The sequence below is a fragment of the Bacillus sp. RE35 genome, assembly GCF_052146655.1.
Classification (GTDB): domain Bacteria; phylum Bacillota; class Bacilli; order Bacillales; family Bacillaceae_G; genus Bacillus_A; species Bacillus_A cereus.
Window position 1 is genome coordinate 3,197,919 of record NZ_CP197377.1, and the last position, 26,011, is coordinate 3,223,929.

Here is a 26,011-nt window from a genome sequence, read left to right on the forward strand (position 1 = left end):
CACGAGGGCGGATGCATATCCGCCCTCGTGTTTTTATTCATCACTCATTCAGTGATTTATGCAGTAACTCCAGTACATCTTTCATCGCAAAAGGTCCATCTTTTTTAACATGTTCCGCAAATTCTGAAACGAGACGTAATGTTCTCACACTTTCGATTGGATGTTCTCCTGATGCACTTTCAGCTGAAAGCATAACTGCATTCGTCCCGTCCAGTACAGCTTGAAACACATCAGTCACCTCTGCCCTTGTTGGAATAGAATGATCTACCATAGATTGAAGCATTTGTGTTGCTGTAATGACATATGTATTCGTTCGATTACATTCCTGAATCATCATTTTCTGTAAAAGCGGAATGCATTGATACGGTAACTCTACTCCTAAATCGCCCCTTGCAATCATAATTCCATCTGCTTCTTTACATATATCTTGAAAATTCTCGATTGCTTCCATCGTTTCTATTTTTGCAATTACATTAGGTGACGTTTCTTTATACTGTTGTATAAAATCTCGTATTTCTTTTATATGACTAGGTTTTCTTACGAAAGAACACGCGATAAAATCAACATTCTCTTCTAAAAGAAACTGAATATCTTTTTTATCTTTCTCTGTAATAGCTGGTAAACGAACAGCCGCATCTGGTAAATTAACTCCTTTATGAGATGAGATATTGCCACCTGTTTTTACCTTCGTTTCTATTTTATCCGTACTTATCTTTTCAACAATTAATTCAACTTCTCCATCATTAATTAAAATTCTACTGCCTACTTTCACATCATTCGCAATTCCTTCATAATCAACGCTTGCTTCTGTATTACTCCCTGTAACTGGTTGTGTATGTAAAATAAAAGAATCTCCTGCCTGAAGTGTAATTTGCTCTCCCTTCACTTCACCTAATCTTATTTTAGGACCTTGTACATCACCCAAAAATTTAATAGAGTCATCTAATGATTTCACTAAACGAATGATGTCTTTATGACTTTCATGCGTGCCATGCGATAAATTCAGTCGAACAATTTTCATACCATTCTTTATTAACTGTGCTAACGTTTCTTTATTATTACTTGCGGGTCCAATTGTACAAATTCGATCGATTGTCATTTTTGTCACCATCCTTTTTTTAATAAGTTTCCCATATGAACTTAAAAATAACAGAGATTCTGACATGAATAGATTTAAATTTACATGAATTTCATAAAATTAAACCTGTATCCCTTGCTGGCTAAGCATTAGAAGATATATTCGCTTTTTTTGCAAATGAAGACATGTTGAATCGAAAGTAAAAGAAACGTTAAGTATGGGATAAACCATTGAGAGTTTCGAAATTTTCATATATTGTATGAATTGAGTTCGAACTCAAAAATTTAAAAAGGTGGGAAAATTAGTGAATATAAAAAAATCTTTATCGGTGACAACTTTAGGGTTAGCGGTTTTAGGTTTTGGTTTTACTAATAACGCAAGTGCTTCAGAGGTCGATACTGTAGACAAGCAGCCCGTTTTAGTTGACTTTGATACAATTCAATCAACAAAAACATCTAGTGTTCCTAGTTTGACTATTGCAGCTGCACCTAAGAATGACTCTAACATTAGCGTATATACTCCCTTTTTTGGTAACCCATATGCAGTTGCTAAATCGAATTCAACTACGACCGAAGACTATGTTTATGCAAAAGCAAGAACTTTCAATGGCGATGGCTCATTAGTGAATACGAAAAGTAATAGTGCAAAAAAATCATCCTTTGTAAGTGCTACAGCGACCAACACAAGCATTTATTATGGAGATGATTACGCTATCGGTAATCATACCTATAAATTAAGTGGTTATAATGATGTGAATCACGAAACAAAAGCTTTCTGGTAAGAAAGAGAAAAAAGATATGCATCTTGCATATCTTTTTTCTCTAATATTTTACATATATTGAGGTGCTATTTATGAAACAAATATATATTATTAGCGGTGTTTTACTTATTTCATTACTTACAATTTATATTTTGTTCAATACTTCATTCATACAACCTCATCCACCTTCCATAGAAAATAAACGAGAGCAACAAACCAATACTATTTCTTACGGATTGAAGGATAATCAAGGCCAACATATTAACAATGGTAGTACAATTACTAGTGAGGATAATAAAATTAATGTAACATTATCATTCGTACATACTATTAATGAAAACCGAAAATATGGATTAATTGTTCTAGAAGATTACGAACAAAAACCTTTTAAAATAGAAGATACTACTACTGAAATATCACACTATTTTTTTGATATGAAACCAAACAGTTCAATTACTACGAAAATCTCTTTACACACTTCTCCTAATGCAAGTGAATTAACCTTTTTAATAATTAAAAAACCTGAATACAAATTAAAAGATAATAACTTAAATAAAGCAGCTATTTTAGAAGATATTCTAAGTATGCGATATTCAATGCATCCTCTTCAGAAAGAAAACGAAAAAATAAAACTCTCCCTTATAAATCCAGATGCTATTTTAAAAGATGGTCTTTACGAACCAGTATTTGTTACGAACCGTGAAGAGAACTTACAAACTGTCTTCTTTGAAAAGGAAGGCAAGCAATTAATTTTATCAAACGGTAATGAAACAAATGATGAAATGACTTACGCAATCGTGGCTTTTAAAGATTGGAAACAAGTTGAAATATTTAACAATAGAAAAGTCGTTTATACTAAGGTTGCACCTGAAACAAGACAAATCTTTAATTTCACATTGCCTTCAGTGGATCAGGAAAGTAATTTGCAACTCGTCGCTTTTCCATTTCCTTATAAAGTTAGCGAAGAAGATTATATCAGTCAACAAGCATTCAGTTCCTTTCGCATCGTAATTGAAAATGAAAATAAATAAGTTATACTGTGCACATTACAACAAACTAAAAAAGGCCTACTCACACGAGTAGGCTTTTGAAACTATGAAAGTTTCGTCAATAACTGATTTAAATCTTTTTTCGTTTTCGTCGTTAAAGATTTCATTTTATTAATATCAATTTTTTCTTTCTCCGCTCCTACAATTAACGGATACATACTTTGACCGATTGTTTTAGAATCCGTCGGATGTGATGCTTCTAGCTCTTTCTCAATTACATCCCACTTTTCATTAATTTGTTTACCAAGCTTATTCACTGTTTCTAATTTTGGATTAGCAGCTAACTGCTTGTCCAAGCTATCAATTAATGCCACAACTTCTTTAACGTTCGTTTTCACAGCAACACTTTTCTTCGGATCTTTCGTTGTCTTTCCATCTGAATTTGTACTTGTGCTTTGATCTGTTGTTTTCCCGCTAGTCGTTTGATCATTCGTTTTTCCTGTCGTCTCTTTTTCTTTTGTTTTTACATTTTCGTTTTGAGTTGACGTTTTGCCGTTACTTTCTGTCCCTGATGATTCTTTCGTATTTTTTGCATCCTTATCTGTTTTTTCATTTGAAGAAGTATTTGTTTCTTTTTCAGTATCTTTCGTTGTTTTTGACGCTTCATCTGCACTTGTCGTTTTTGCTTCTCCATCATTTTGCGCAGTTACTTGCTCTTTCTTTTCCGTTTCTTTATCTGCTGAAGGACTACAAGCTGCCATAGTAAGCATTGTACCAATTGTTATCGATGCGATAGCGACCTTTTTCATTTTCATATAAATCCCCCTATGTTTTACATAATTTATCCTCCCCTTTACGATTCGATTCCCCCTTAAAAAATCCCTTTTCATACGAATTATCATCTTTCCGACAGTAATCTTCATAATAATACGTACAAAAACTGATAAACTCATTTTAATATTCGAGTTTCTTCTACTTCATTTTTCTACTCGCAAGTAAAAGAAAAAGAGTATATTGTCACATTAAGAATTACGATCTTCATATGACGATATACTCTTCTATCAAATTTTTATCTTTCTTGACATTTTATTTATACAAAAAAATAAAATTTTCTTTCGTTTTTTGTTTCTCAACATTTGTTAACATAATATTTTTATGAATAACCACCATTCGAGTGAATGACTTGCCCAGTAACCCATTTCGCTTCTTCACTTACTAAAAAAGAAATTAAGCGCGCAGCATCCACCGGTTCTCCTACTTTACCTTGCGGGAACTTCCATACTAAATGATGCTTCAGCTCCTCTGTAATCCATCCTGTATTCGTCGGTCCTGGATCTACAGCATTCACTGTAATCCCCTTCTCCATCGCAACTGGTGCTACTGACTTTGTAAATGCTTCAATTGCCCCTTTCGTTGCTGCATATGCTAGTTCATCTGGCATTGGACCTACTGACTGTCCTGACGTAAGATTAATAATACTCCCGCCCGTTTTAAGTGAATAATGTTTTATAAACAATGAACTTAATAGCATAGTAGCCCGAACATTAACTGTATAATGTTTATCCAACTGCTCTACATCTAATTCCTCAATTCTCGTATGAGTAGAATATACTGCATTATTAACTAGAATAGATGGATCACCTAACCGTTCTGATACCATATAAAACAAACGAGTTGGCGAATAAGACTGCGATAAATTGATTTCTGCCATTTCACATCGAACATCGTAACTTTCAATTTCCTTTTTCAGCAAAAAGGGTTCTTGATCACTCATTCCCCATGGCATCGCTTTATCATACTTTGGCCAGTACGTGAAAAAAATGTCTATCCCCTTTTGAGCAAGCACCTTGCATACAGCTGCACCAATTCCATTCAGACGAGTTGCCCCTGTTACAATTGCTATTTTCTTCACCTTTTTCTCCTCCATCTATACACAGATCCCCTGCATGAATACAGAGGATCTATCTTCTTATTGAATATTTGACAGTATACGTTCAGCACCTAATTTTAACATTTTAATAAAGATATAATTTACAATCGTAAACATTACAAATAAAACGATAAACATAACCCACAGTCCGACATGAAGGAAGAAGTATAATACACTTACTCCCCCCACAATAATTAAAGCTATTAAAATATTAGCTAAAAAATTCCATAAAGTTGTATATCGACTTTTAAATAATTTCTGCTCTGTATCCCAATGAATATCTGCAGTTTGTGCGTCCCAGCGTGTTCCAATTAAATTAATTAACAGTAACCCGTTCGCACTTAGTAAAAACCACAGTATCATGAAGACTGGAGAAATCCCAGCTACAACTGCCATCGTAATACCGAATACTGCTAAAATGATTACATTAATTAACCAAGCAGTGATTGCTTTCGCAAAAAAGATATCCGAAGCCTTTACTGGTAAATAACGATTCACAAACCAAGAGCTTCCATCTCGCGAAAATGACGTTGTTGCAATGACGTTACTACCCATTAAAAATAACGATGCACAAAGACCAACACCAATTGCAAATCCTGTTGTCTTTGGATTGTTAATATACTCTGTAATAAACTTTAAGTTTCCATCTTGCACAAATAAAATAAAGAACAACATAATTGGCATAACGAAAGTTTGTACAATGCAATTTAAGAAAAATTGTGGTGTACGGAATAACGTTTTAAATTCTTTTTTCACATACGCTTTTAAATGCGAACTTTGTACTGTTGATTTCTGTAAACCTTCCGCCGAAATAACTTGTTTCTTTGCTGTACTCGTTGAAAGTCCAATAACCCCTTTTAAATATGTACGCTCTGCTATGTAATAAAACAACACAAAGAAGACAAATGAAATAACTGCAAAGATTATTACATATAAAGGTCCCTTCCAATTTGCATTTTCTACTAATGCCACTGCTCCAAAATATGTAGTTGGAAAATAATTTGTCATTTGTACTAAAAGAGAAGATTGATTATTTACAAGGTATTCCGCAGCCCCATCTCCAGAAAACGCACTTTTATTTCTCCACTGCATAAATACGTTAATTCCTACAATAAATAATATACTTACGATTCCAATAAATATATTTCCTCGATCTTTATTTTTCGCTATATTTGTATACCTCATAATAATTGTCATCAGTAACGAAGCTAATACTAACGGCACGATTGGGAAGAGTAAGTAAATAAAAATCATATATATGTAATATGTAATAAATGCGCCACTTTTTAAACCGTACGTAATGAAGATTGGTAATAAAATGAATGAACTCATTACGTATTGTGTAATTAATACCGTTAAAAATTTTGCCGAAATAATTTGCGCTGGTTTTAATGGTAACGGCAGTAACATTTCAATATCATTGCTGTAGTAAAATACAGTTAAAATGTTCGTTATACTCATTAAAAATACCCATATACTCGCAATCGCAAGTCCCATTGCAATAATCATTCCCGGCCCTTGCCCTAATTGTTTCAGACCTTCATACATTCCGTGCGTCATCGAACCAAATATTAAAAATCCAACAAATAAAATAGCTGCAAATGAAAATACATACGCCCATCGCTTCTTCTTATCCGCTATAAAATCTGCGTAATTTAACTTTAATAGTACCTTCGTTAACGTCCAAATTTTACTCATTGCCCGTCATCTCCAAGAACATTTTTTCAAGTGATTCATTGGATTTAAAATGATCTCTCATTTCATCTAAATTTCCTTTAAACTGCAAATTCCCCTTATTAATAATAGCAACCCGGTCACATATTTTTTCCGCTACTTCTAATACGTGTGTAGAGAAAAATACAATCTTTCCTTTATCCGCATGCTCTCTCATCATTTCTTTTAAAATATATGCAGATTTCGGATCAAGCCCAGTTAATGGTTCATCTAAAATCCATACATCTGGCTCATGTACGAGCACACCAATAATAACGATTTTTTGTCTCATACCGTGCGAATAACTTTGAATTTGATCAGATAAAGCATTATAAAGATCAAACTTCTTCGCTAAAGACTCTATTCGTTCTTGTCGTACTTCTTTCGGCACTTCATACATATCGGCCATAAAGTTTAAATATTCAATTCCTTTTAAACGTAAAAACATATCTGGACTATCTGGTACATAACCAAACGTCTTCTTTGCTTCCATCGGCTCTTCCATAATATTTTTTCCGTTAATCGTAATAGTCCCTTTGTCCACCCCGTGAATACCAGTAATCATCTTAATTGTCGTTGATTTACCCGCACCATTCGGTCCTAAAAATCCAAAGATTTCGCCGCTAGGTACAGATAAACTTAAGTCTTTTACTGCATAGGTAGACCCATTATAACTTTTTGACACATTCGTAATTTCAATCATTCCATCCAATCCTTTCCTTAATTACCAAATAACTATATTGATATTATAGCATAGTTCTATTTTAAGATTTTTACATTTTTCAGTATATTTAACCTTTAAAATAAATATACACCCCTAATCCAACAACTAAAACGACAGCTAGTATAATATAAATCATTGTTAAGCGTTTAATATTCCCCTTTGTCGCTTTGCTATAATTTGCATCACCATTCCGCCCAATTAACACCGTCGCAATGACAGTAATCACTACAAGTAATACAACGATCATGATCCAAGTTAGCATTTCTTCCTCCCCCTCCTTACAACCATTTTACAATATTATCCTCTTTATTTCGCAGCATATTTCCTCTTTTTACTATTATTATGAAGCAAACTGGAAAACTATTATTACCATTCCTATCCAATTGTGATATATTTGTAACATAACGTGACTTATTTCTAACAACTTAAGGAGGACCTATCATGAAAACAACTTGGATAAAACTTTTAGGATTTCTCGGTTTCTTCGGTTTCCTCGGATTTTTTTATGAAAAAGGATTGTTTACTATGTTCTGTTTCTTCTCCTTTTTCACATCGTATAGAACAGTTCAACACGATGAACTGTTTGAACAAATTGTCAATAAATCGTGCCGCAATGCATTTATCGTTACATTACTAACTACTGCTATCATTATATTTATTGAAATGTTATTTCCAAACTCTACGCTACAAGAGATTGATATCGCTCTTATTTTCGGCACACTAATTCTTACATTCGGTTTTTCTATGTTCTTTTATGATAAACCTGTTGATGAAATGGAAGATGCACCATGGCGTTCGTAACGAAGATAAAAGAATACCGCGCAAAATTGAACATGACACAAGAAGATTTAGCGAAGAGCGTTAGTGTGCGACGTGAAACAATTAGTCATCTCGAAAAAGGTAAATACAATCCTTCCTTACAACTTGCTCACGATATAGCGAAGGCACTACATAGTACGATTGATGAGATTTTTATTTTTGAGGATAAATAAAAAATACCGTCATTCTTTCCAAGAAGAATGACGGTATTTCTCATTGATTATCCATATAAAACCGCATGAAATACGCCTAATAGTAAGTATTGATCCTGCATGTAATCTTCATCATATACATTCATCTCAATGTAATACATATCTTCCTCAAGACGAATATTCCAATCTGCAATTACATAGCCCTTTCGTAATAACTTTCCCATTCCAAATGAAGTTTTATGAACAACATATTCTTCTGCCTTATATGTAAAGGTAAATAAGAAATTTGCATCCAATAACTTTCCGTCACATACAAGTATTTCATGCTCTGCATCATGATTATCTTTGTACATTACTAAAATCTTTCTTTGGCGCTGCCTACTTACATCCTTTGCAATGACGCGAATATTGTCCTTACTATCCTTTATTTCATAAATAATATTACTACCAATTTTCGGAATAAAATCAAGCACTCTCATCAGCGTATTTTTATAATAGCCCCTTACTACACCTACTTGCTCACTTCCATTATAAACCTCTATCGGTGTCGTATCTGCTTTGCTATCACACGGTCGTTTGTAAGAGAGCTGCATCATTCGCTCTCCTCTTAAGTACTGATCAAACGTCACAGGATATTCTATCATGCGCAGTTCTTTATTTAACTCATACAAATAGCGTTGAACACTCTCTATTAATGTTATAGTAGCTATACGCTCTTGAAGTTCAAATTCTTGCCAGCTGGAAAAAACATTCCATTGATTATGATCCTCTTCGTAGAAGAAACTAAGAATTACCTCTTCACGGTCAGCCGTTTCATATTTCATAGGCACGTTCTGCCCATGTTGAACTTGTTCCATCCACTGACCTAAATAAATCCCCAGCTCTGCAACCTTCATACATGATTTTTGAAAAAATACGCTGTCACTCGCGCAAATCGTTACATCTCCTTCGATAAAGCCCTTTGAATAAGCATCATACCGTGGCTCATCCTTCTGCGGGAGATTCTTGTCTAACTCAAATAAAAACGTTAACATCCTTTATTCACCTCTAGTTGTTACACTAATCATACATGACATCGCATCACGCTAGGAAACTATTTATATACGCATATTTAATTCACGCATTATAACACGTGAATGACCTTGTATAGTAGCTCTATTTTTTGTTCTATATCTTAGTATATGAATTTATATGAGCGATTTTTCAAATATATCTATCGCAACTTACAATATATCAACGATTTTTTCAATATATCTATCACAACTTACAATATATCAACGATTTTTTCAATATATCGATTTTTCGACAAATATCAGCACAATTAAAATGAAGCTACCTTTTCTTCAGCCACTTCTACAATTTCTAAAATTTGTAGAAGACTCTCCATTTCATAAGTCGGATTAACACTCGTCTTATTCTCTTTCAAACTCGGATTATACCAACACGTATCAATGCCGTAATCTTCTCCGCCTTTCATATCAGAAGTTAACGAATCTCCAACCATGAGTACGCTTGATTTATCTGTAATCCCAAACTTTTCAAACGCATAATCAAAAATCTCACGTGCTGGTTTTTGATGACCAACTTCTTCAGAAATAATAATGTGATCAAAGAAATTACATAAAGGCGAATTTCCGATTCTTGATTGTTGCACCTTCGTATATCCATTCGTAATAATACCTAACTTGCAATCTTGTAGATTTTCACATAATTGTACTGCGCCTTCTATAAGATGTACTTCTTTCCCTAAGTTTTCAAGATATACATCACTAAATTGCTGTGCATCTACGTCTATATTATGAAGTGCAAATAATTGTCTAAATCGATCTACTGCTAATTCACTTAGCGTAATCATTTTATTTTCTAAATCTCTCCATAATCCATTACTAATCTCTTTATAGCTTGCAAGATAATCATTATACCCTGTAGGCATATCAAACTGTACAAACGCATTATGTAATGCGTGTCTTTCCGTTTCAGGGAAATCTAATAATGTATCATCTACGTCGAATAATATAACTTTGTATTTCATGATGTTTTTCTCAACTCCTATATTCTCATAGCATAATTATAACAACAATAAGAAAGGGAGGCTAATTAAAACCAGCCTCCCTTCTTTTTACTTTTCTTCCAGCAGTAACACTTTCATTTCTTCTAACGAATCTTTCGTAAAGCCAAGAGTTTTTTCAGCGTATGCTTCAACTGATCCGTATTGCTTTTGAATTTCACCAATCGCAGCTTGCAAGTATTCAGCACGTGCTTCAAACATTGCACCTAATATTGCTCTGCTCTCATCGTTTTGTAATTTCGCACCTAAAAAGGCCATCATTTTTTCATTTAACTTTTCACGGAATCCGTTACTTAATAAGTAATCTTCCATTACTGTTTTTTCCGGTATACCTAGTAAAAGTAATAATAATGCTGAACCAAATCCAGTACGATCTTTTCCAGCTGTACAGTGGTTTACTAACGGTAAGTTTTCCGGGTTTTGCGCTAAGTTTAAGAAGCTCACGAATGCCTCGTTGCCACTTACGAAATCTTGATTCATTTTCACAAGATACTCACCTGGTTTTCCTAACATAGAAAGGTCACCAACTTGGAAAAACTCATTTATATTTAAGTCTTTCGCTAAGTCTTGCATAACTGGTAAGCACACTTGACGAGCACCTGTAATCTCAGGATTTGGCTTATGCTTTACCTCAAAGTCTGTACGATAGTCACAAATTAACTTTAAACCACACTTTTGTAAATAGTCGATATCCCACTCTGTTAGTCCTGCTAATTCTTCAGAACGGTATAATTTGCCCCATTTCACTTTACGTCCATCTGTCGTTTCATATCCACCCATATCACGGAAGTTAAACGCACCTTGTAATGGCAATCTACGCTCAGCTACTGTTACTGCTTGTCCATTACTTCCTACTAATCTAAAATATGGACGTTCATTTTCACTCGGGTTTTCAATTGTATATGATAATTCCCCATTTACAGTTGCAAGTAATTCTCCAGTTTCTTCAATATGTTCTGGTGAAGTACTCCAATAAATACGAACTTCTTCTATATTATTTTCCCATTTTATTTGTAACGTATTATCTTCATTTCTCTCTACAGTTGCTTGTAGCCAATTTCTTTGCTGCTCCATTCTTTCACCAACGCTTTCTCTTATAGTCAAATCTTACTCTATTTTATTATAGGAATAACTACTTTGTCGTTCTCATTTTTCTTTTTATCTTACAAACAGGCGAAAAGTTCTTTTACTTGTTCAAAATTTGTACATGGATTACCGCGAAATACGTATGCGATTTGTTCATTACCTAAATCTTCGTATACAACTGTTCCGCGATTAGGGTGCGAATAAAACTCTAACCCGTTTATAATTTGTTTTGGGCCATAGTTCATTGTCCATGAAGAAATAGGATAATACGCTTTGTTTTTATGTCTACAAACCCAAAGTGCATATAGTTTATTAACTTCGTCCCAGTATACATACTGCGTTTCGTCATTTCCGAAACCGACCGATTCAAGTTTCCAATTTAGTTTTTCATGAATTAACAAATTTACATAGGATACGTCATCTGGAGCATTCCACTCTCTACATCTTCCTATCTCACCCATTTCACTTCTCTTCGCTTGAAAGCTTAATAAGTGAAATGATGTATGTAATATCGTTTTCCCAAGCTCCATATTTACTGGTTGTAATTCAAATAGAAATCGTTCCATTTCGTCTTGGTTTACATATCCATGATCAACAGAAATTTCAACTTGTGTTTTCCATATAGATGTAACGTAACTTTCTTTTCCTTTATAATTTATACCTTTCCAATACACAAGCCCTTTATATTGAAAACAATCTCCTTTTGCTTGAGAAATACAGCTATCCGGAAATACTGGTTCCATTATATCGAGAAAAAATTCCTTTACTCGAAACATCCCAGTTGGAGTAACAACCTGAAACCAAAAAGTTCCCCACTTTTCACCTTCATAACGTTCTGAAACTTTTTCAACATTCCAGCCTTCTAACAATACATTTGGATACAGTAACACGAATGAATGCATGGATTGCTTTAACATATATAGTCCCCTCCCGCTATACGAGTTCGAGAGTATACATCATTCATCCTCCTAAAACTTTCTCACATATCTCTCAGTTGAACTAAGCAACTGACATCCGTTCTTTTCAAAAACATCCTTCATCCACTCATTTTGTATATTTGTCTCACCAATATAATAAGATGCACCTATTTCCTTTAAGACAAACATCGCACCTGCAAATAACGCAGCTTCATATCCCTTATTACGCATATTTGGAGTAACTGCGAAGTACATAAGTTTCCCTTCTTCTAACGTACCTCTTTCAATATGCGGGATTACAATTCCTATCGGCTTTTCATCGACACTCGCTGTTAAGCAATGTTCTTTCCATTGCTCACCAATTTCTTGTAGCATCATATGCACAAATTGATCATGAGCGACTGGTTCTCCCGTCGCTTCATTCCACAGTGAATAAAAAGCCTCTTCTCCAACTTCTTCAATAAGCTTAAAATCAATTTCACTTTCTACATCTTCTACTTCGTATATATCTTTAAATACAATCATGTTTTCCGTAACATATTCAAATGAATACGTTTCAAAACATTTTTTATACACATCATAATTTGGACTTTTTGAAGAGATTTCAAAATGTAGTTTTTCTAATCCATCTTTTTTAGCTTCAGCAACGCAATATTGCATCATTTCCTCTAATTGCTCTTCTGTAAAAATCTCTGCATTATTTTCTTTTATCATAATAGAAGAAGCACTTCTTCTTATTTTAAAATGTTTTTCTAACTGTTCTATCGTCGTCATATTCTTCCCTCATCTATATCATACTCGAATTTCTAATCGTTCTCCTTGCATGAGCAGGATTGTCCTTGAATATATAGAATACTAGAAAAGATCGCATCTTTAAAGTGCGGAGGAGGTTCTCCATTGGATATTACAGCATTGCAACAACAGTTAGAGCTTATACAACAAAATGACTATACGCAACTGCAACATATAGACGTAAATGAGTTAACTTTGAACATGCTTCAGTATATCGGAACGACTGATAGCTACGTTCGTTACCAACTTATATATAAATGTTTTGCGCATTTCATTCATCATGAATTCCTTATGGACGATCAGCTGAAATTACTTCTGCAAACTTGTTTAAGTGATGAGTATTTATATTGTGACATTTACTCCCCACATACAGATGGGGTTTTCACACGTTCTTACACTGTTTCGTTAATTGCGTTAATACTCCAATTCGCTAATTCGCACTACTTTTGTACAGAGGAGGATATCGAAGAAATAAAAAATAAACTCATTACATACACAAACTTAGAAACGGATTTTCGGGGCTATATTGAAAATAAAGGATGGGCTCATTGTCTTGCTCACGTATCTGATGCCTTTACTGAAATTGTTCATAATACGTATACAACTTTTGAATGGTACGAGGAGTTAATTCATTGTTTATTAAATAAAATCTTTATTCCATCTGATCTTTTTCATAATAACGAAGATGAGCGCATCGTTACTCCATTACTAGCAATGCTGTATCATGATTTTCCTCAGAACGATTTAATTTCTATTATTCATAAAAAAATAAAAAGGCTTCCTCAAATTAGAAAACGCCTTTCGCTTAATGAGTATTGTATTTTATGTGCTAATATTAAAACCTTTTTACGCACATTATTTTTCAGAACGAAAGATGACCATAACTTAGCCTTTACAGCACGTAAAACAGAAAGAATGTTAAAAGAACTTCCTAACTATTATTAAATACAAGGAGCAATGACATGGGTTATATTGAAGATATGAGAAATCTAGTAGGAAATCATCCACTTATTCTAATAGGATCACACGCCATTATATTAAATGAAAAAGATGAAGTATTGCTGCAACTCCGTACAGATTTTAACCGCTGGGGCATTATTGGCGGTGCCTTAGAATATAACGAAACGTTAGAAGATGCTTTAAAACGAGAAGTGTTTGAAGAAACTGGACTTATTATTAAAAATCCAGAACTATTCCGTACATACTCAGGGCCAGATTTCTTTCAAATCTATCCAAGTGGCGATCAAGTACACGGTGTACTCGTTGTTTATATTTGCCGAGAATTTTATGGTGAACTTGTATGCAATCAAAGTGAATCAAAAGAACTACGCTTCTTTCACTTAATGAATTACCTAATAATCTTCCTCCTGTTATCGAGAAGATTATTACAGATTATCTAAAAAAATAAGGGAACGCTTAACGTTCCCTCTCAAATCCAATCCGTTTTTTAATTTCTGCTAAATTTATCTTCGCAATAGCGCGTGCCTTCTCAGCACCGTTTTCTAACGCCTCATATAATAAATTCGGCTCATTCATATACATAGTGTATTTCTCACGAGGCCCAGCTAACTCACGATCTACAACACGGAATAGCTCTTTTTTTACATCGCCCCATCTGATTCCAGTCTCATACTTTTCACGCATCGACTGTATTTCATCTTCGGTCGCAAACTCTTTATATATCATAAATAATGTTTCTAATTCTTTCGGTTCATTTGGAAGTGAAGAGTCTGTTTTGATTTTAAATATTAACTTTCGAAGTTTTTCTTGCTCTGAAAATAATGGGATTACATTTCCGTAACTTTTACTCATTTTCCTTCCATCAAGACCAGGTAAAATAGCTCCTTCTTCTTGTATGACATACTCCGGTAGTGTAAATGTCGTGCAAAATGTATGATTAAAATACGTCGCAATATCACGCGCGATTTCAATATGCTGAATTTGGTCTTTTCCAACTGGTACATGGGTAGCTTGAAATAATAATATGTCAGCTGCCATTAAAATCGGATACGTATATAACCCCATATTCACTCCTACATCGACCTCTAACCCCGCTTCTTTATTTTGCTCCACCTTCGCTTTATACGCATGAGCACGGTTCATAAGACCTTTCGGAGTTAGGCAAGCTAAAATCCAAGCTAATTCTAGAATTTCCGGTACTTCTGTTTGCCGATAAAAAACAACATCTTCACCAAGTCCAAGTGATAACCAAGTAGCTGCTACCTCTTTCGTATAACTGCTGAACTTTTCTGAATCATGCACAGCATTTAATGCATGATAATCAGCTATAAAGTACAATGCTTTTCCTTCATTATTCTTTGACATTTGTAATGCAGGTTTAATCGCACCAATATAATTCCCTAAATGCGGATAACCTGTCGGCTTAATTCCTGTTAACATTATTTTTTCACTCACACTAACTCCTCCTTTCTCAAAATAAAAAGAGCCCCTCATCCTTAAAAAAGGACGAGAGACTCCCGCGGTACCACCTTAATTAGCTATCATTAGCTCACTTCATACTTCAATAACGTGAAGTAACCGTCTTTACCTACTCATTTCAGTTAGAAGCTCCAGAGCCCATTCCATATTCATCCCTTACTGATTTCCACCACACATCAGCTCTCTAAAAAGTTTCGAATATGTACTCTTCTCTTTCATTGCTTTTTCGTTATTTTTTACAGTTTATCACATTTCACTTCCAAACAAACCCTAATTTTCTATTTTATATAGCAGGAATTTCCACTTCAATTGTCTAATGTTATATAGGTTTGTTGAAATATTCGAAACAACTTTGGAGGTTTTTTCATGGTAAAATATATATCAATTTTAGGTTCAACAGGATCCATCGGCACATCTGCATTAGATGTCGTTTCAGCTCATCCTGAACATTTTAAAATCGTCGGTTTAACCGCAAATTATAATATCGATCTTCTTGAGCAACAAATCAAAACGTTTCAACCTCGTATTGTAAGCGTTGCGACAAAAGACTTAGCAGACAAACTTCGTACGCGTATTTCAGCAAATACAAAAATCACACACGGGACTGATGGCTTAATTGCAGTAGCTACTCACCCTGATTCAAATCTTGTATTAAGCTCTGTTGTAGGTGTTTCAGGATTACTTCCAACAATTGAAGCATTAAAAGCGAAGAAAGATATCGCTATTGCTAATAAAGAAACTTTGGTTGCAGCTGGACATATCGTAACTGAACTAGCGAAACAAAACGGATGTCGCTTAATTCCAGTAGATAGTGAGCATTCAGCTATTTTCCAATGTTTAAACGGAGAAAATAATAAAGAGATTGAGAAGTTAATTGTAACAGCTTCCGGTGGTGCTTTCCGTGATAAAACACGTGATGAAATGCAAACATTACAAGCAAAAGATGCTTTAAAGCACCCCAACTGGTTAATGGGCGCAAAACTAACGATTGATTCTGCCACATTAATGAATAAAGGGTTCGAAGTAATGGAAGCGAGATGGCTATTTGATATTCCATATGAAAAAATTAATGTAATGATTCATAAAGAAAGTATCATTCATTCTTTAGTAGAATTTATTGATGGATCAGTTATGGCACAGCTCGGTGCTCCTGATATGAGAATGCCGATTCAATATGCGTTTCACTATCCTACTCGGCTACCTTCTTCCTATGAAAAATTAAATTTATTAGAAATCGGTAGTTTACATTTTGAAAAACCAGATTTAGAGAAGTTCCCTTGTCTACAATACGCATATGAATGTGGCAAAATCGGTGGTACTACTCCCGCTGTATTAAATGCAGCAAATGAAATTGCGAATGCGCTATTCTTAAAAAATGAAATTGCCTTTTTCGATATTGAAAAAACAATTTACAAAACAGTTGAAGCTCATCATAACGTAAAAGATCCTTCACTAGATGCTATATTAGAAGCGGATCAATGGGCGCGCCAATATGCAAATGAATTGTTAATAAAAAAGCGCTAAAACAGTTCCCACTGTTTTAGCGCTTTTTTTTACGTATTCAACTTAACAAATCTATAACCGTGTGTAACTAACACTTTTAATATCGCATATCCTGGAATGGCTAAAATAATGCCCATAATCCCGAATAAGTTTCCGGCAGTTAAAATGATAAAAATGATAGTAATCGGATGAATATCTAACTTTTTACCCATAACTTGCGGAGAAATAAATTTACCTTCTGCTAATTGTACAACCATCATAACGATAATTACTTTTAACACCATTGCTGGCGAGTCGATAAATGCGATAATTAACGCTGGTGTAATCGCGATAATTGGTCCTACGTACGGAACGATATTTACAATCATCGCTAAAATCGCAAGTAATACCGCATATTTAATACCAATAATAAGATAACCAATTAATAGCATAATACCGATAAATAAGCTGACGATAATTTGACCTCTAATATACGAGCTAATCGCATAATGCATATCATCTAGTATTCTCATTGCTGCTGGTTGTCTTTGCTCTGAAATAAACTTTAAAAAGTGATTCGGCAATTGCTCACCATCTTTTAAAAGATAGAACAATATAAATGGAACCATTACAAATGTCAAAACAACCTCTGTAACAGTACTCAAAAATCCAGTTACATTCCCAGTTACTGATGATAATGACTTTGTAAAATCAACTGTGTATTCTTTTACCATATTCGCAACATTAATATTTAAATTCTCCTGAATTTTACCGAGTAAATTACTTTCCCCGAATCTACGTGCTGCTTGTTCAATCTCATGGCCAAAATACGGTAAGTTATCAATTAATGCATCAATTTGATCTTTAATAATAGGGATAACCGTTACAACTAAAAATACAAATAATCCTAGTACGATTAAATATATGGAAGCTATCGATACGATTCTTGAAACACCTTTCTTTTCTAAAAGCGAAACGAATGGATGCAAAATATAAAATAGCACGCCTGCTAATAGTACTGGGAAGAAAATTGTTTTTAAAAATACGATAAACGGTGTAAAAACAAATGATATTTTTGTTAGCAATAAAATATTAATGAACAATAACGCAAATCCAAGTAATACCGCCAAATAATTTTGTTCTCTAAAAAACTTTCTTAACTTATCTCTTTTTCTTATATTTATTTTCTCCAATGAAACCACCTCTTCGAATGATGAAAAGCCCTTATTCAGGGCTCTTCATCATAATCTATATCTCTATTTCCTTGCAGCTTTCACTACAAATGATACAATAAGAATTAACACGATTGCACCTAATAATGCCGGCACGACATGAATCCCACCAAATGATGGCCCAAAGGATCCAAATAATCTACCACCTAACGAAGCACCTAATAAACCTGCGATAATATTTCCGAACATACCACCTGGGAAATTTTTACCTGTTATAGAACTAGCAATTGCACCTATAATAGCACCAACTATTAATGTGATAATCCATCCCATTTTTAGTCCTCCATTTCTATTATAGTTTGTATGATTCAATACAAACATATGTATTTATCATTGCTAATCATATTTCACTATAGAAATATATTTACTACTATTTTACATATGGAGATACATATATTATATGCAAAAAAGAAAAATATTGTCAAACTCACCCATAAAGCAATTATATTCATATACCATATTTAAAGGAGGCTTCATTATCTATGATTCTTAAGTTAAATTCCACTTCTTTTGAAGTAGCAACATCCATTTTACAGGTTCAAATTCCAGCTTATAAAGTTGAAGCAGACTACTTAAATAGTACTGCCATACCTCGTTTATATGATACTGTAAACGATATTCAAAATTGCGTTGAAACATTCTATGGATATTTTTCTGAAAATAAACTTGTCGGTTTTATTTCTTTTGTACAAGAAGAAAAACTAATCGATATCCACAGGTTAGTTGTATCGCCCAATTTTTTTCAAAAAGGAATCGCAACGAAACTCCTAATTTATATATTTAACATGTTTCCCTCTTCAATGGCATACATTGTACAAACAGGTAAAGCGAATACCCCTGCTATTACTTTATATAAAAAACACGGATTCATTACAGTATCAGATACAATACTTCCTGACGGTATGATTCTTACGCAATTAAAAAAGACAGAATACACAAAATAATTTGACTTGTTCGCTCCTTTATGTTATTTTTTACTTTATAAAACCTTTTGCTGAGTCCAAATTTTGGAGCGGGGGAACCATTTTTGTAGCTATGCTACTTGGGGCGAATCTTTTTTAAGTAGGGAAACTCTCACTTCCCGAGTCCGACAGCTAACCTCGTAAGCGTAATGGGAGAGGAAGGTGCTTTTTGCCTATGTTACACATTTTGCCTCCTTAATTATAAATATGGGATCGATATCAAATAGTCACCTATATTTATAGAAAAGGAGAATGTATTATGTTACGTTTATCTGATCACGCAATAAAAATGATGGAGCAAAGACTTCGAATTGAAAAACAACGCACATATCAAGCAAATAAGGTTGTAGATAACTTACATCACAAATACTTCTTTCAGCATATTTTTCAACCGAAAAGATAAAGAAAATGTTTATTTAATATTAAAAAACACAAGGTGTGTCTTACAAAGACATTCCTTGTGTTTTTTATATTCTTTATAAAATTCTCACTACATTTAAGCTTGCTGTAATCGCACCTGCTATAGTAGTCACATGCCCTACACCTAACGGGCCATTTTGTAATATTAATGTTGAATTGGCACTCGTCACATTCACAAGAAGTGTATTTGAAATGGCTGGTTCGATTACTACAGTTGATGTCGTTACGTTTTGTATAAAACTCCCTGTTAGTTGCGTTCCATTTAATAGCAATCTAACAGATACTGTCTCATTCCCACCATTTGCATCCCCTTGAAAATAGTAGCTTACTAAATATATTCCTGGCGTCGTTACTGTGACTGTCGTAGCACTAGTTAAAGATACACCAGTTCCATATACAGTGGATCCAGAATTAATTGGGATGTTGGCATTTGCTGCAATTGTGCTTGTTGATGTAGAAAAGAAATATCCGCCACCTGTCGATATAGCAGATGATCCTGTTGCTCCAGTTAAGCCTGTTGGACCCGTTGCTCCTGTTGGGCCTGTTACTCCTGTTCCCCCTGTCGCTCCTGTTATTCCTTGTATGCCTTGTATTCCGGTCGGTCCAGTTGCACCAGTCAATCCCGTCTGGCCTGTTGCTCCCGCCTGACCCGTTACACCTTGTGGACCTTGGATTCCCTGTGGACCTTGTGGACCAGTTGCTCCAGTCGGGCCGGTTGCTCCAGTCGGACCCGTTATCCCCTGTGGACCTTGGATTCCTTGAGGACCTTGTGAGCCCGTTGCTCCTGTCTCGCCGGTTGCTCCAGTTGGACCGGTTGCTCCTTGTGGTCCTTGAATTCCTTGTGGACCTTGAGGACCCGTTGCTCCCGCCTCGCCGGTTGGACCATTTTCTCCTTGCACCCCTTGCACTCCTTGTATTCCTTGTGGGCCGGTTGGACCGATTGGACCTTGTACGCCTTGTATTCCTTGCGGTCCAGTTGGTCCACCTAAAGCACCAGTTGGACCGGTTGGACCAGTGGGCCCCGTAATACCTGGCGGTGGAAAAGGAATAGGTGCTTGAAACTTACTACACTTATCTTGATTCTTCACAAGCATCTCCCCCGTTATAACTAACGTATCAAACTATTTTTAATACATTTAAACTAGCTGTTATCACACCAGATAATGTCGTTACATGCCCGATAGCTAACGGACCATTTTGTAAAGACAAAGTTGCATTTGAAGAAGTAACTTCAATGACCATCGTATTCGAAACTGCTGGTTCTAATATAAAAGTACCTCCTGTAACATAAAAAATAAAACTCCCTGCGACTTGTGTTCCATTTAAAGTAAGCCTCACTGAAATTGTTTCATTTCCGGCAGTTGGATCACCTTGAAAATAATAGCTTACTAAATAAATTCCCGGCGTACTTAACGTTACAGTTGTTGCATTTGTTAAACTGACATCAGAACCAAAAACTGTAGATCCAGAATTAATTGGTATTAACGCATTCGCTGCAATTGTACTCGTTGAAGTAGAAAAGAAATAACCGCCCCCACTAGGTAAACCAGTCGCTCCTGTCGCTCCCGCTATTCCAAAGAAACCTATTGAACCTGCACTACCAGTTGCTCCTGTCGGTCCCACCACGCCACTTGGGCCCTGACTACCTTGTGCTCCAAGTGGGCCTATACTACCACTAGCACCTGTCACCCCACTTGCTCCAATTGGGCCTTGCAACCCTTGAATACCTTGTATCCCTTGTATTCCTTGCGGACCCGTTGCACCTGTATTGCCTGTCGTTCCCGTTATTCCTTGTATTCCCGTAATCCCTTGAACACCTTGCACTCCTTGTAGTCCAGTTGCCCCAGTTGCTCCTGTGGCTCCAGTTTCACCCGTTGCACCTGTAATTCCAACATTTCCTTGTGGGCCTTGTGGGCCTTGACTACCTTGCGCCCCTTGGACTCCTTGTGGGCCTGTTATACCGACTTCCCCTGTATTTCCTTGGGGACCTCTAATTCCTTGTGCACCTGTTGGACCGATAATTCCTTGCACACCTTGGATTCCTTGCACTCCTTGCGCTCCTGTTGGACCCGTTATTCCTTGTAATCCTTGAGGACCTTGCAAACCGATAGCTCCAGTCGGTCCTATTATTCCTTGCACTCCTTGAGGACCTTGGGCACCTTGTGTACCTGTCAATCCGGTAGTCCCTTGTATCCCTTGAACACCTTGAGGACCTTGTGTTCCAGCTGCTCCTGTTTCCCCTTGAATTCCTTGTACGCCTTGGATTCCTTGTGCTCCAGCTGGGCCGGTTGCTCCTCGGATTCCTTGTGCTCCTTGAGCTCCTTCCGCTCCTGTAACACCAACTGGACCAGCTATCCCTTGTATTCCCACCATTCCTTGTGCACCTGTTGGACCTATCACACCTTGAATACCTTGAATACCTTTAGGACCTTCTGCACCAGTTGGACCAGTTACTCCCAGCGGACCTTGTATTCCTTGAGAACCTTCTGCACCCGTTGGACCTGTTATACCTTGGTTACCTTGAGGACCTTGTGCTCCTTGTACTCCAACTGCTCCAACTACACCTTGGGCACCTTGCGCTCCCCTTACACCTTGATGACCTGTTGGACCTGTTATACCTTGCACACCTTGCCCTCCAATTGGACCTATCCCTCCGCTTGCACCTGTTGAACCGGTCGCACCCGTTGGACCTGTTGGACCTCCTGGTGGACCGGGTGGGCCAGCTGGTCCAGTCACCCCACTAGAAGGGCCAATTGGACCGGTCACTCCCGTCGGACCGCCCGGTGGTCCTTCTGAGCCTTGAGTACCAATACTACCCGTCGCTCCTGTTATACCTCTTATCCCCTTTATCCCTTGAAAACCTGTTGCTCCCGTTATACCTTGTATTCCTTGCACACCTTGTGGTCCTTGTAAACCTATTACACCTGTTATCCCCTTTATTCCACTTATACCTTGGGCACCTTGCATTCCAGTAGAACCAGTTGGACCCACTTCACCTTGTATTCCTTGAGCTCCTTGTGGGCCTTCCTCTCCAGTAATTCCTTGTATACCTTGGAAGCCGTCTTCTCCTTGTATACCAATAGCCCCTTGCTCTCCTTGTATTCCTTGAACACCTTGAGGGCCTTGTGGACCAGTTACACCCGAGACTCCAGTTACGCCTCTTTCTCCCTGCATTCCTTGTGCCCCTGTTTGTCCTCGCTCACCTATTTCCCCTTGTATTCCTTGTATACCTTGTATTCCTTGACTACCAGCAGGACCCGTAGCTCCTTGTATTCCTTCTAATCCTTGTACTCCCATATCACCAATTAGACCTTGGTTTCCGATTAATCCTTGAGCACCTTGGAGACCAGTTGGGCCAGTTATACCTTGCTCTCCTGTATCACCAATAACTCCTTGTATTCCTTGTGCTCCTGTTGTCCCTCGGGGACCTTGTATCCCCCTGATACCTTGAGGACCTTGGGGCCCAGTTGCTCCCGTCGGTCCAGTCACCCCTGTAGGACCAACAGGACCTTCATGCCCTCCAGTTGGACCGATTGGACCACTATTACCTGTCGGACCCGTTGCTCCTATAAGCGGAAGAGGCAGTGCCACTCCAAATTTTTTGCACTTTCTATGATGACGCACAACAATCCCCCTTCCCCAAAATAATTACACCTTTTATATGAAATGCATTTTTATAAGAAAAGTACACCTTTGACCTCATTTTTTTAAAATAAAGAAGCCTATCATTTCATCTATTTGAAATCATAGGCTTCTTTTATAAAAACACTTTACTTTCTAGCTTTAATAATAAAAGTAGTCGGCACCATTCTAGCTTTATATAAAGAATAATACTTCGTAGACGGCTCAGCTAGTTCTCCATCAAACGAGCTTGATGGTTCAGGCTCTTCTATTCTCTCAATTTTAAATCCCGCTCTATTTAACTCATTTATGTATGTACTTATTTTTCTCTTATATAATGTCGCTTGTACATTTTCTCCTTTAAATGTTTCAAACGTAATGGGCGTTTCCTCATGATAAGAAGACTTTATAGCAACTTCTTCCGTACCATACTGTAAGTTTGAATATACCGGGTGCTCCCAACTAAAAATAAAACTTCCCCCTGGCTTTACATATGAATAAATCAGTTCCAACGTTTTTCTTAAATCCGAAGTCCAACCTAATGCATAAATGGAATATACAATATCAAAATATCCTTTCGGAATATCGCCTTCTTCTTCCATTGCTCCGCATACTAACTTTGGATTCCAATCCTTTAACGTCTTATTCGCTATTTCAATTTGTGTACTCGAAAGATCAAGCCCCCATAATTCCTCTGCCCCTTGTTCCGCCATATATTGCAACGAATGCCCACTTCCACAGCCAATATCAAGAACCTTTTTCTTTCTGATTGAATCGAACAAACGAATCTCATCTTCAGACGCCGTATACGGACCATATTTAGGTAAACAATCCACTTGAAAGAAATAAGGTGCAACTGTATCCCAACACTTTTTATTTAAAGCTAACATTTGCGTACCTTTCATATTCTACATTCCCCCATCCATTTTTCTTTCTCTAATATTAATTACATATCATAACCAGATCGCCCTTTTCTCTTCGCCCGGTAGTTTTTCACTTTCGCAATCGTACCGCATGCTCTTCCTCCTTCTTCTCCAGCATACATACCGCACCATCTTTTACTTCCATTTCGCGAATGATCATAAAATACCCAGCGACAATCTGGACATGCTTTTAACCTTCCCCATACATTTTCTTGAATTGACATTAACACAATGCTTAACACTTTTGTATACACATTCTCTTCATATACCGGTTCATATGTAATACCTTTCATATCATCCTTTATATGTACATGAAATGGGTATTTCTCTAACCATTTTTGCAATGATCCTTCGCCTTCAATTGTCATCCGAATATCTTCTCGAAAACCTCTTAATTCCTCTATCGTATGAAATGGAAACTCTTCATCAAAATATTCTTTCATAAAAAGCTTTATGTCTTCTTCTGTTTGCAGCAAATCAATTGGCTCTCTCGTATCGTTTGGTATTCTCCATGTATTTAAAAATTCCCGAATATATTCTAGTTCATTTGGAGCGTTTTGATTCAATTCGATCCACCTTCTTCTTAAAATTTACTTTTTTCTGACTTTATGTATAATTATAGTATAAAATAGTTAACCATCAAATGATTTTACTGGTTACATAATTAGGAGGATTTCTATGAAAAGTTTCTCAACACCGATACGTTTCATGCTTATTTCTTCATTTTTTATGTCTTTTGGGTATTTTGCAGTATACGCATTTTTAGCTATTTATCTATTAACCTTTCTTCATTTTTCTGCTGTCCAAGTAGGAACAGTGTTGACGGTTATGACAATTACATCACGAGTTATCCCATTATTCTCAGGGTTAATTGCTGACAAAATAGGCTATATCATTATGATGATAGCCGGTTTATTTTTGAGAGGAATCGGATTTATCGCTTTAGGAATATGCTCTGATTTCTATACAATTTCTATTTCTTCTGCACTTATTGGCTTCGGAACTGCATTTTACGAACCTGCTGCGCGCGCCATATTCGGTTCACAACCAGCTCATTTGAGAAAAAATTTATTTACATATTTAAACCTTAGCTTTAATTGCGGTGCAATAATCGGACCAATTGCAGGAGGGTTCTTACTCTTACTTGATCCAATCTATGCCTTCTCTCTAACAGGATCACTTATGCTGTTATTCGCTTTTATCTTTTACTTACTTAAAAATCACTTCCAAGTCACTACTGAAAACACGTCTATTACATTAGGAATACAGGCCATCTTACAAAACAAGTCTTTCCTTCTGTTTTCCTTTATCATGATTTTCTTCTATATTATGTTTACTCAACTTACTGTCGCACTTCCACTTCATATGAAAAACATTAGTAGTAGCAATCAACTTGCTACACTCGTTATTACGATAAATGCGATAACAGGCGTCATATTTATGGTATTATTCCGAAAATTATTCCACAAATACAACACACTTTCAATTATTAAATACGGTGTTTTATTAATGAGTATTTCCTTTTTACTCATTCCTTTATTTCAACACCCATATTGGCTCTTTATTTGTGTAATTTTATTTACAATCGGTGAAACACTCGTATTACCTAACGCTGATATCACTATTGCAAATTACAGTAATGAATCATATACAGCCACTTTCTTCGGATTTTATCAACTATCACTCGCATTTGGTTTTATCATTGGTAATTATACCGGTACATCTTTTACATCCAACTTAAGCGGAATGTATACACCATGGCTTATTTTTGGCGGAATAGGACTTATTGGTTTTATTTCACTACATATTTTGAATATAAAAAAAGTGGCCTCTAAAGAGGATATACACCTATGTAATACAAGCGACCTATAACGAAAAAGATTCGACCATCATCTTTGACAGTC

Annotated in this window: 26 protein-coding genes, 2 pseudogenes, 1 riboswitch and 1 other annotated feature; of the genes and pseudogenes, 10 read left to right on the forward strand and 18 right to left on the reverse strand. The window is 36.0% G+C overall.

Going from position 1 to position 26,011, the window contains the following annotated elements; translation table 11 throughout:
• Window positions 1–40: 40 nt before the first annotated feature.
• Window positions 41–1,099 (reverse strand): pyruvate kinase, encoded by a 1,059-nt coding sequence (locus tag ACTL4X_RS16435; RefSeq protein ID WP_000151078.1) that lies wholly within the window; start codon window positions 1,097–1,099, stop codon window positions 41–43.
• A gap of 283 nt (window positions 1,100–1,382) precedes the next feature.
• Here ACTL4X_RS16435 and ACTL4X_RS16440 point away from each other — a divergent pair, with 283 nt between their 5' ends.
• Together ACTL4X_RS16440 and ACTL4X_RS16445 are read left to right on the forward strand one after the other, a co-directional pair.
• A complete protein-coding gene (locus ACTL4X_RS16440; protein WP_001022234.1) occupies window positions 1,383–1,859 on the forward strand; it encodes a hypothetical protein in 477 nt (158 codons plus the stop codon).
• Between the two features lie 71 nt (window positions 1,860–1,930).
• Window positions 1,931–2,869 (forward strand): hypothetical protein, encoded by a 939-nt coding sequence (locus ACTL4X_RS16445; RefSeq protein WP_078385660.1) that lies wholly within the window; start codon window positions 1,931–1,933, stop codon window positions 2,867–2,869.
• 62 nt (window positions 2,870–2,931) lie between these two features.
• Here ACTL4X_RS16445 and ACTL4X_RS16450 read toward each other — a convergent pair whose 3' ends face one another.
• The 5 genes from ACTL4X_RS16450 to ACTL4X_RS16470 all read right to left on the reverse strand — a co-directional run bounded on the left by ACTL4X_RS16450 (window position 2,932) and on the right by ACTL4X_RS16470 (window position 7,456).
• Complete coding sequence (locus tag ACTL4X_RS16450; RefSeq protein WP_000782543.1) at window positions 2,932–3,642, reverse strand: hypothetical protein; 711 nt, start codon at window positions 3,640–3,642, stop codon at window positions 2,932–2,934.
• A gap of 338 nt (window positions 3,643–3,980) precedes the next feature.
• On the reverse strand, window positions 3,981–4,739 hold the full coding sequence (locus ACTL4X_RS16455) for an SDR family oxidoreductase (protein ID WP_002178542.1): 759 nt from the start codon (window positions 4,737–4,739) through the stop codon (window positions 3,981–3,983).
• Between the two features lie 57 nt (window positions 4,740–4,796).
• On the reverse strand, window positions 4,797–6,455 hold the full coding sequence (locus tag ACTL4X_RS16460; RefSeq protein WP_078385659.1) for a putative ABC transporter permease subunit: 1,659 nt from the start codon (window positions 6,453–6,455) through the stop codon (window positions 4,797–4,799).
• Window positions 6,448–7,173 (reverse strand): ABC transporter ATP-binding protein, encoded by a 726-nt coding sequence (locus tag ACTL4X_RS16465; RefSeq protein ID WP_000570204.1) that lies wholly within the window; start codon window positions 7,171–7,173, stop codon window positions 6,448–6,450. The genes ACTL4X_RS16460 and ACTL4X_RS16465 overlap by 8 nt, the downstream gene beginning before the upstream one ends.
• 88 nt (window positions 7,174–7,261) lie before the next feature.
• Window positions 7,262–7,456, reverse strand: a complete 195-nt coding sequence (locus tag ACTL4X_RS16470) for a hypothetical protein (protein WP_000958863.1) — start codon at window positions 7,454–7,456, stop codon at window positions 7,262–7,264.
• Between the two features lie 179 nt (window positions 7,457–7,635).
• On the opposite strand from ACTL4X_RS16470, the gene ACTL4X_RS16475 reads away from it, so the two are divergent.
• Together ACTL4X_RS16475 and ACTL4X_RS16480 are read left to right on the forward strand one after the other, a co-directional pair.
• Window positions 7,636–7,995 carry a DUF3796 domain-containing protein gene (locus ACTL4X_RS16475; RefSeq protein ID WP_146718575.1) on the forward strand — a complete coding sequence of 120 codons (360 nt, stop codon included), beginning with the start codon at window positions 7,636–7,638 and terminating at the stop codon, window positions 7,993–7,995.
• The gene (locus tag ACTL4X_RS16480; protein WP_000896308.1) at window positions 7,983–8,186 is read left to right on the forward strand and encodes a helix-turn-helix transcriptional regulator; all 204 of its coding nucleotides are present in this window, start codon (window positions 7,983–7,985) and stop codon (window positions 8,184–8,186) included. The genes ACTL4X_RS16475 and ACTL4X_RS16480 overlap by 13 nt, the downstream gene beginning before the upstream one ends.
• Before the next feature lie 47 nt (window positions 8,187–8,233).
• Here the strand turns inward: ACTL4X_RS16480 and ACTL4X_RS16485 are convergent, their stop codons facing one another.
• From ACTL4X_RS16485 to ACTL4X_RS16505, 5 genes are all read right to left on the reverse strand, one after another.
• Window positions 8,234–9,199: a tubby C-terminal domain-like protein gene (locus tag ACTL4X_RS16485; RefSeq protein ID WP_000955105.1), complete on the reverse strand. Its 966-nt coding sequence runs from the start codon at window positions 9,197–9,199 to the stop codon at window positions 8,234–8,236.
• A 287-nt stretch (window positions 9,200–9,486) separates the two neighbouring features.
• Window positions 9,487–10,197: a YjjG family noncanonical pyrimidine nucleotidase gene (locus ACTL4X_RS16490; protein ID WP_017657573.1), complete on the reverse strand. Its 711-nt coding sequence runs from the start codon at window positions 10,195–10,197 to the stop codon at window positions 9,487–9,489.
• An 87-nt stretch (window positions 10,198–10,284) separates the two neighbouring features.
• The gene (locus ACTL4X_RS16495; protein WP_139847146.1) at window positions 10,285–11,307 is read right to left on the reverse strand and encodes a tyrosine-protein phosphatase; all 1,023 of its coding nucleotides are present in this window, start codon (window positions 11,305–11,307) and stop codon (window positions 10,285–10,287) included.
• 89 nt (window positions 11,308–11,396) lie between these two features.
• Window positions 11,397–12,236, reverse strand: a complete 840-nt coding sequence (locus ACTL4X_RS16500) for a hypothetical protein (protein WP_011110255.1) — start codon at window positions 12,234–12,236, stop codon at window positions 11,397–11,399.
• Window positions 12,237–12,287: 51 nt separating this feature from the next.
• Window positions 12,288–13,010, reverse strand: a complete 723-nt coding sequence (locus ACTL4X_RS16505; protein ID WP_078385657.1) for a GNAT family N-acetyltransferase — start codon at window positions 13,008–13,010, stop codon at window positions 12,288–12,290.
• Between the two features lie 123 nt (window positions 13,011–13,133).
• On the opposite strand from ACTL4X_RS16505, the gene ACTL4X_RS16510 reads away from it, so the two are divergent.
• The gene (locus tag ACTL4X_RS16510; protein WP_000355451.1) at window positions 13,134–13,973 is read left to right on the forward strand and encodes a DUF2785 domain-containing protein; all 840 of its coding nucleotides are present in this window, start codon (window positions 13,134–13,136) and stop codon (window positions 13,971–13,973) included.
• 17 nt (window positions 13,974–13,990) lie between these two features.
• Window positions 13,991–14,436, forward strand: a pseudogene (locus ACTL4X_RS16515) (NUDIX hydrolase).
• An 8-nt stretch (window positions 14,437–14,444) separates the two neighbouring features.
• Here the strand turns inward: ACTL4X_RS16515 and ACTL4X_RS16520 are convergent.
• The gene (locus ACTL4X_RS16520; protein WP_048538235.1) at window positions 14,445–15,443 is read right to left on the reverse strand and encodes a tryptophan--tRNA ligase; all 999 of its coding nucleotides are present in this window, start codon (window positions 15,441–15,443) and stop codon (window positions 14,445–14,447) included.
• Window positions 15,444–15,487: 44 nt separating this feature from the next.
• Window positions 15,488–15,695 (reverse strand) — a binding site (T-box leader).
• A 138-nt stretch (window positions 15,696–15,833) separates the two neighbouring features.
• Here ACTL4X_RS16520 and ACTL4X_RS16525 point away from each other — a divergent pair.
• Entirely contained in the window at window positions 15,834–16,991 is a 1,158-nt protein-coding gene (locus ACTL4X_RS16525; protein WP_048538234.1) for a 1-deoxy-D-xylulose-5-phosphate reductoisomerase, read from the forward strand.
• Between the two features lie 29 nt (window positions 16,992–17,020).
• On the opposite strand, the gene ACTL4X_RS16530 is transcribed toward ACTL4X_RS16525, so the two are convergent.
• Entirely contained in the window at window positions 17,021–18,142 is a 1,122-nt protein-coding gene (locus tag ACTL4X_RS16530; RefSeq protein ID WP_000411484.1) for an AI-2E family transporter, read from the reverse strand.
• Window positions 18,143–18,205: 63 nt separating this feature from the next.
• Entirely contained in the window at window positions 18,206–18,454 is a 249-nt protein-coding gene (locus ACTL4X_RS16535; RefSeq protein ID WP_000539733.1) for a GlsB/YeaQ/YmgE family stress response membrane protein, read from the reverse strand.
• Between the two features lie 209 nt (window positions 18,455–18,663).
• Between ACTL4X_RS16535 and ACTL4X_RS16540 the strand changes: the two genes are divergently transcribed.
• Both ACTL4X_RS16540 and ACTL4X_RS16545 read left to right on the forward strand, forming a co-directional pair.
• Window positions 18,664–19,125 (forward strand): GNAT family N-acetyltransferase, encoded by a 462-nt coding sequence (locus ACTL4X_RS16540; RefSeq protein WP_000601230.1) that lies wholly within the window; start codon window positions 18,664–18,666, stop codon window positions 19,123–19,125.
• A gap of 38 nt (window positions 19,126–19,163) precedes the next feature.
• Window positions 19,164–19,306: riboswitch (cyclic di-AMP (ydaO/yuaA leader) on the forward strand.
• Between the two features lie 96 nt (window positions 19,307–19,402).
• Window positions 19,403–19,546 (forward strand): hypothetical protein, encoded by a 144-nt coding sequence (locus ACTL4X_RS16545; protein WP_000945243.1) that lies wholly within the window; start codon window positions 19,403–19,405, stop codon window positions 19,544–19,546.
• Between the two features lie 73 nt (window positions 19,547–19,619).
• On the opposite strand, the pseudogene ACTL4X_RS16550 reads toward ACTL4X_RS16545, so the two are convergent.
• The 4 genes and pseudogenes from ACTL4X_RS16550 to ACTL4X_RS16565 all read right to left on the reverse strand — a co-directional run.
• Window positions 19,620–20,609 (reverse strand): annotated as a pseudogene (locus ACTL4X_RS16550) (collagen-like protein); the annotation flags it as partial.
• Window positions 20,610–20,679: 70 nt separating this feature from the next.
• A complete protein-coding gene (locus ACTL4X_RS16555; RefSeq protein ID WP_441394927.1) occupies window positions 20,680–23,187 on the reverse strand; it encodes a collagen-like protein in 2,508 nt (835 codons plus the stop codon).
• Between the two features lie 146 nt (window positions 23,188–23,333).
• Complete coding sequence (locus ACTL4X_RS16560) at window positions 23,334–24,089, reverse strand: class I SAM-dependent methyltransferase (RefSeq protein ID WP_063245668.1); 756 nt, start codon at window positions 24,087–24,089, stop codon at window positions 23,334–23,336.
• A 41-nt stretch (window positions 24,090–24,130) separates the two neighbouring features.
• Window positions 24,131–24,673, reverse strand: a complete 543-nt coding sequence (locus ACTL4X_RS16565) for a CGNR zinc finger domain-containing protein (RefSeq protein ID WP_001072930.1) — start codon at window positions 24,671–24,673, stop codon at window positions 24,131–24,133.
• A gap of 112 nt (window positions 24,674–24,785) precedes the next feature.
• Here ACTL4X_RS16565 and ACTL4X_RS16570 point away from each other — a divergent pair, with 112 nt between their 5' ends.
• Window positions 24,786–25,979 (forward strand): MDR family MFS transporter, encoded by a 1,194-nt coding sequence (locus tag ACTL4X_RS16570; RefSeq protein WP_000834867.1) that lies wholly within the window; start codon window positions 24,786–24,788, stop codon window positions 25,977–25,979.
• Window positions 25,980–26,011: the final 32 nt, after the last annotated feature.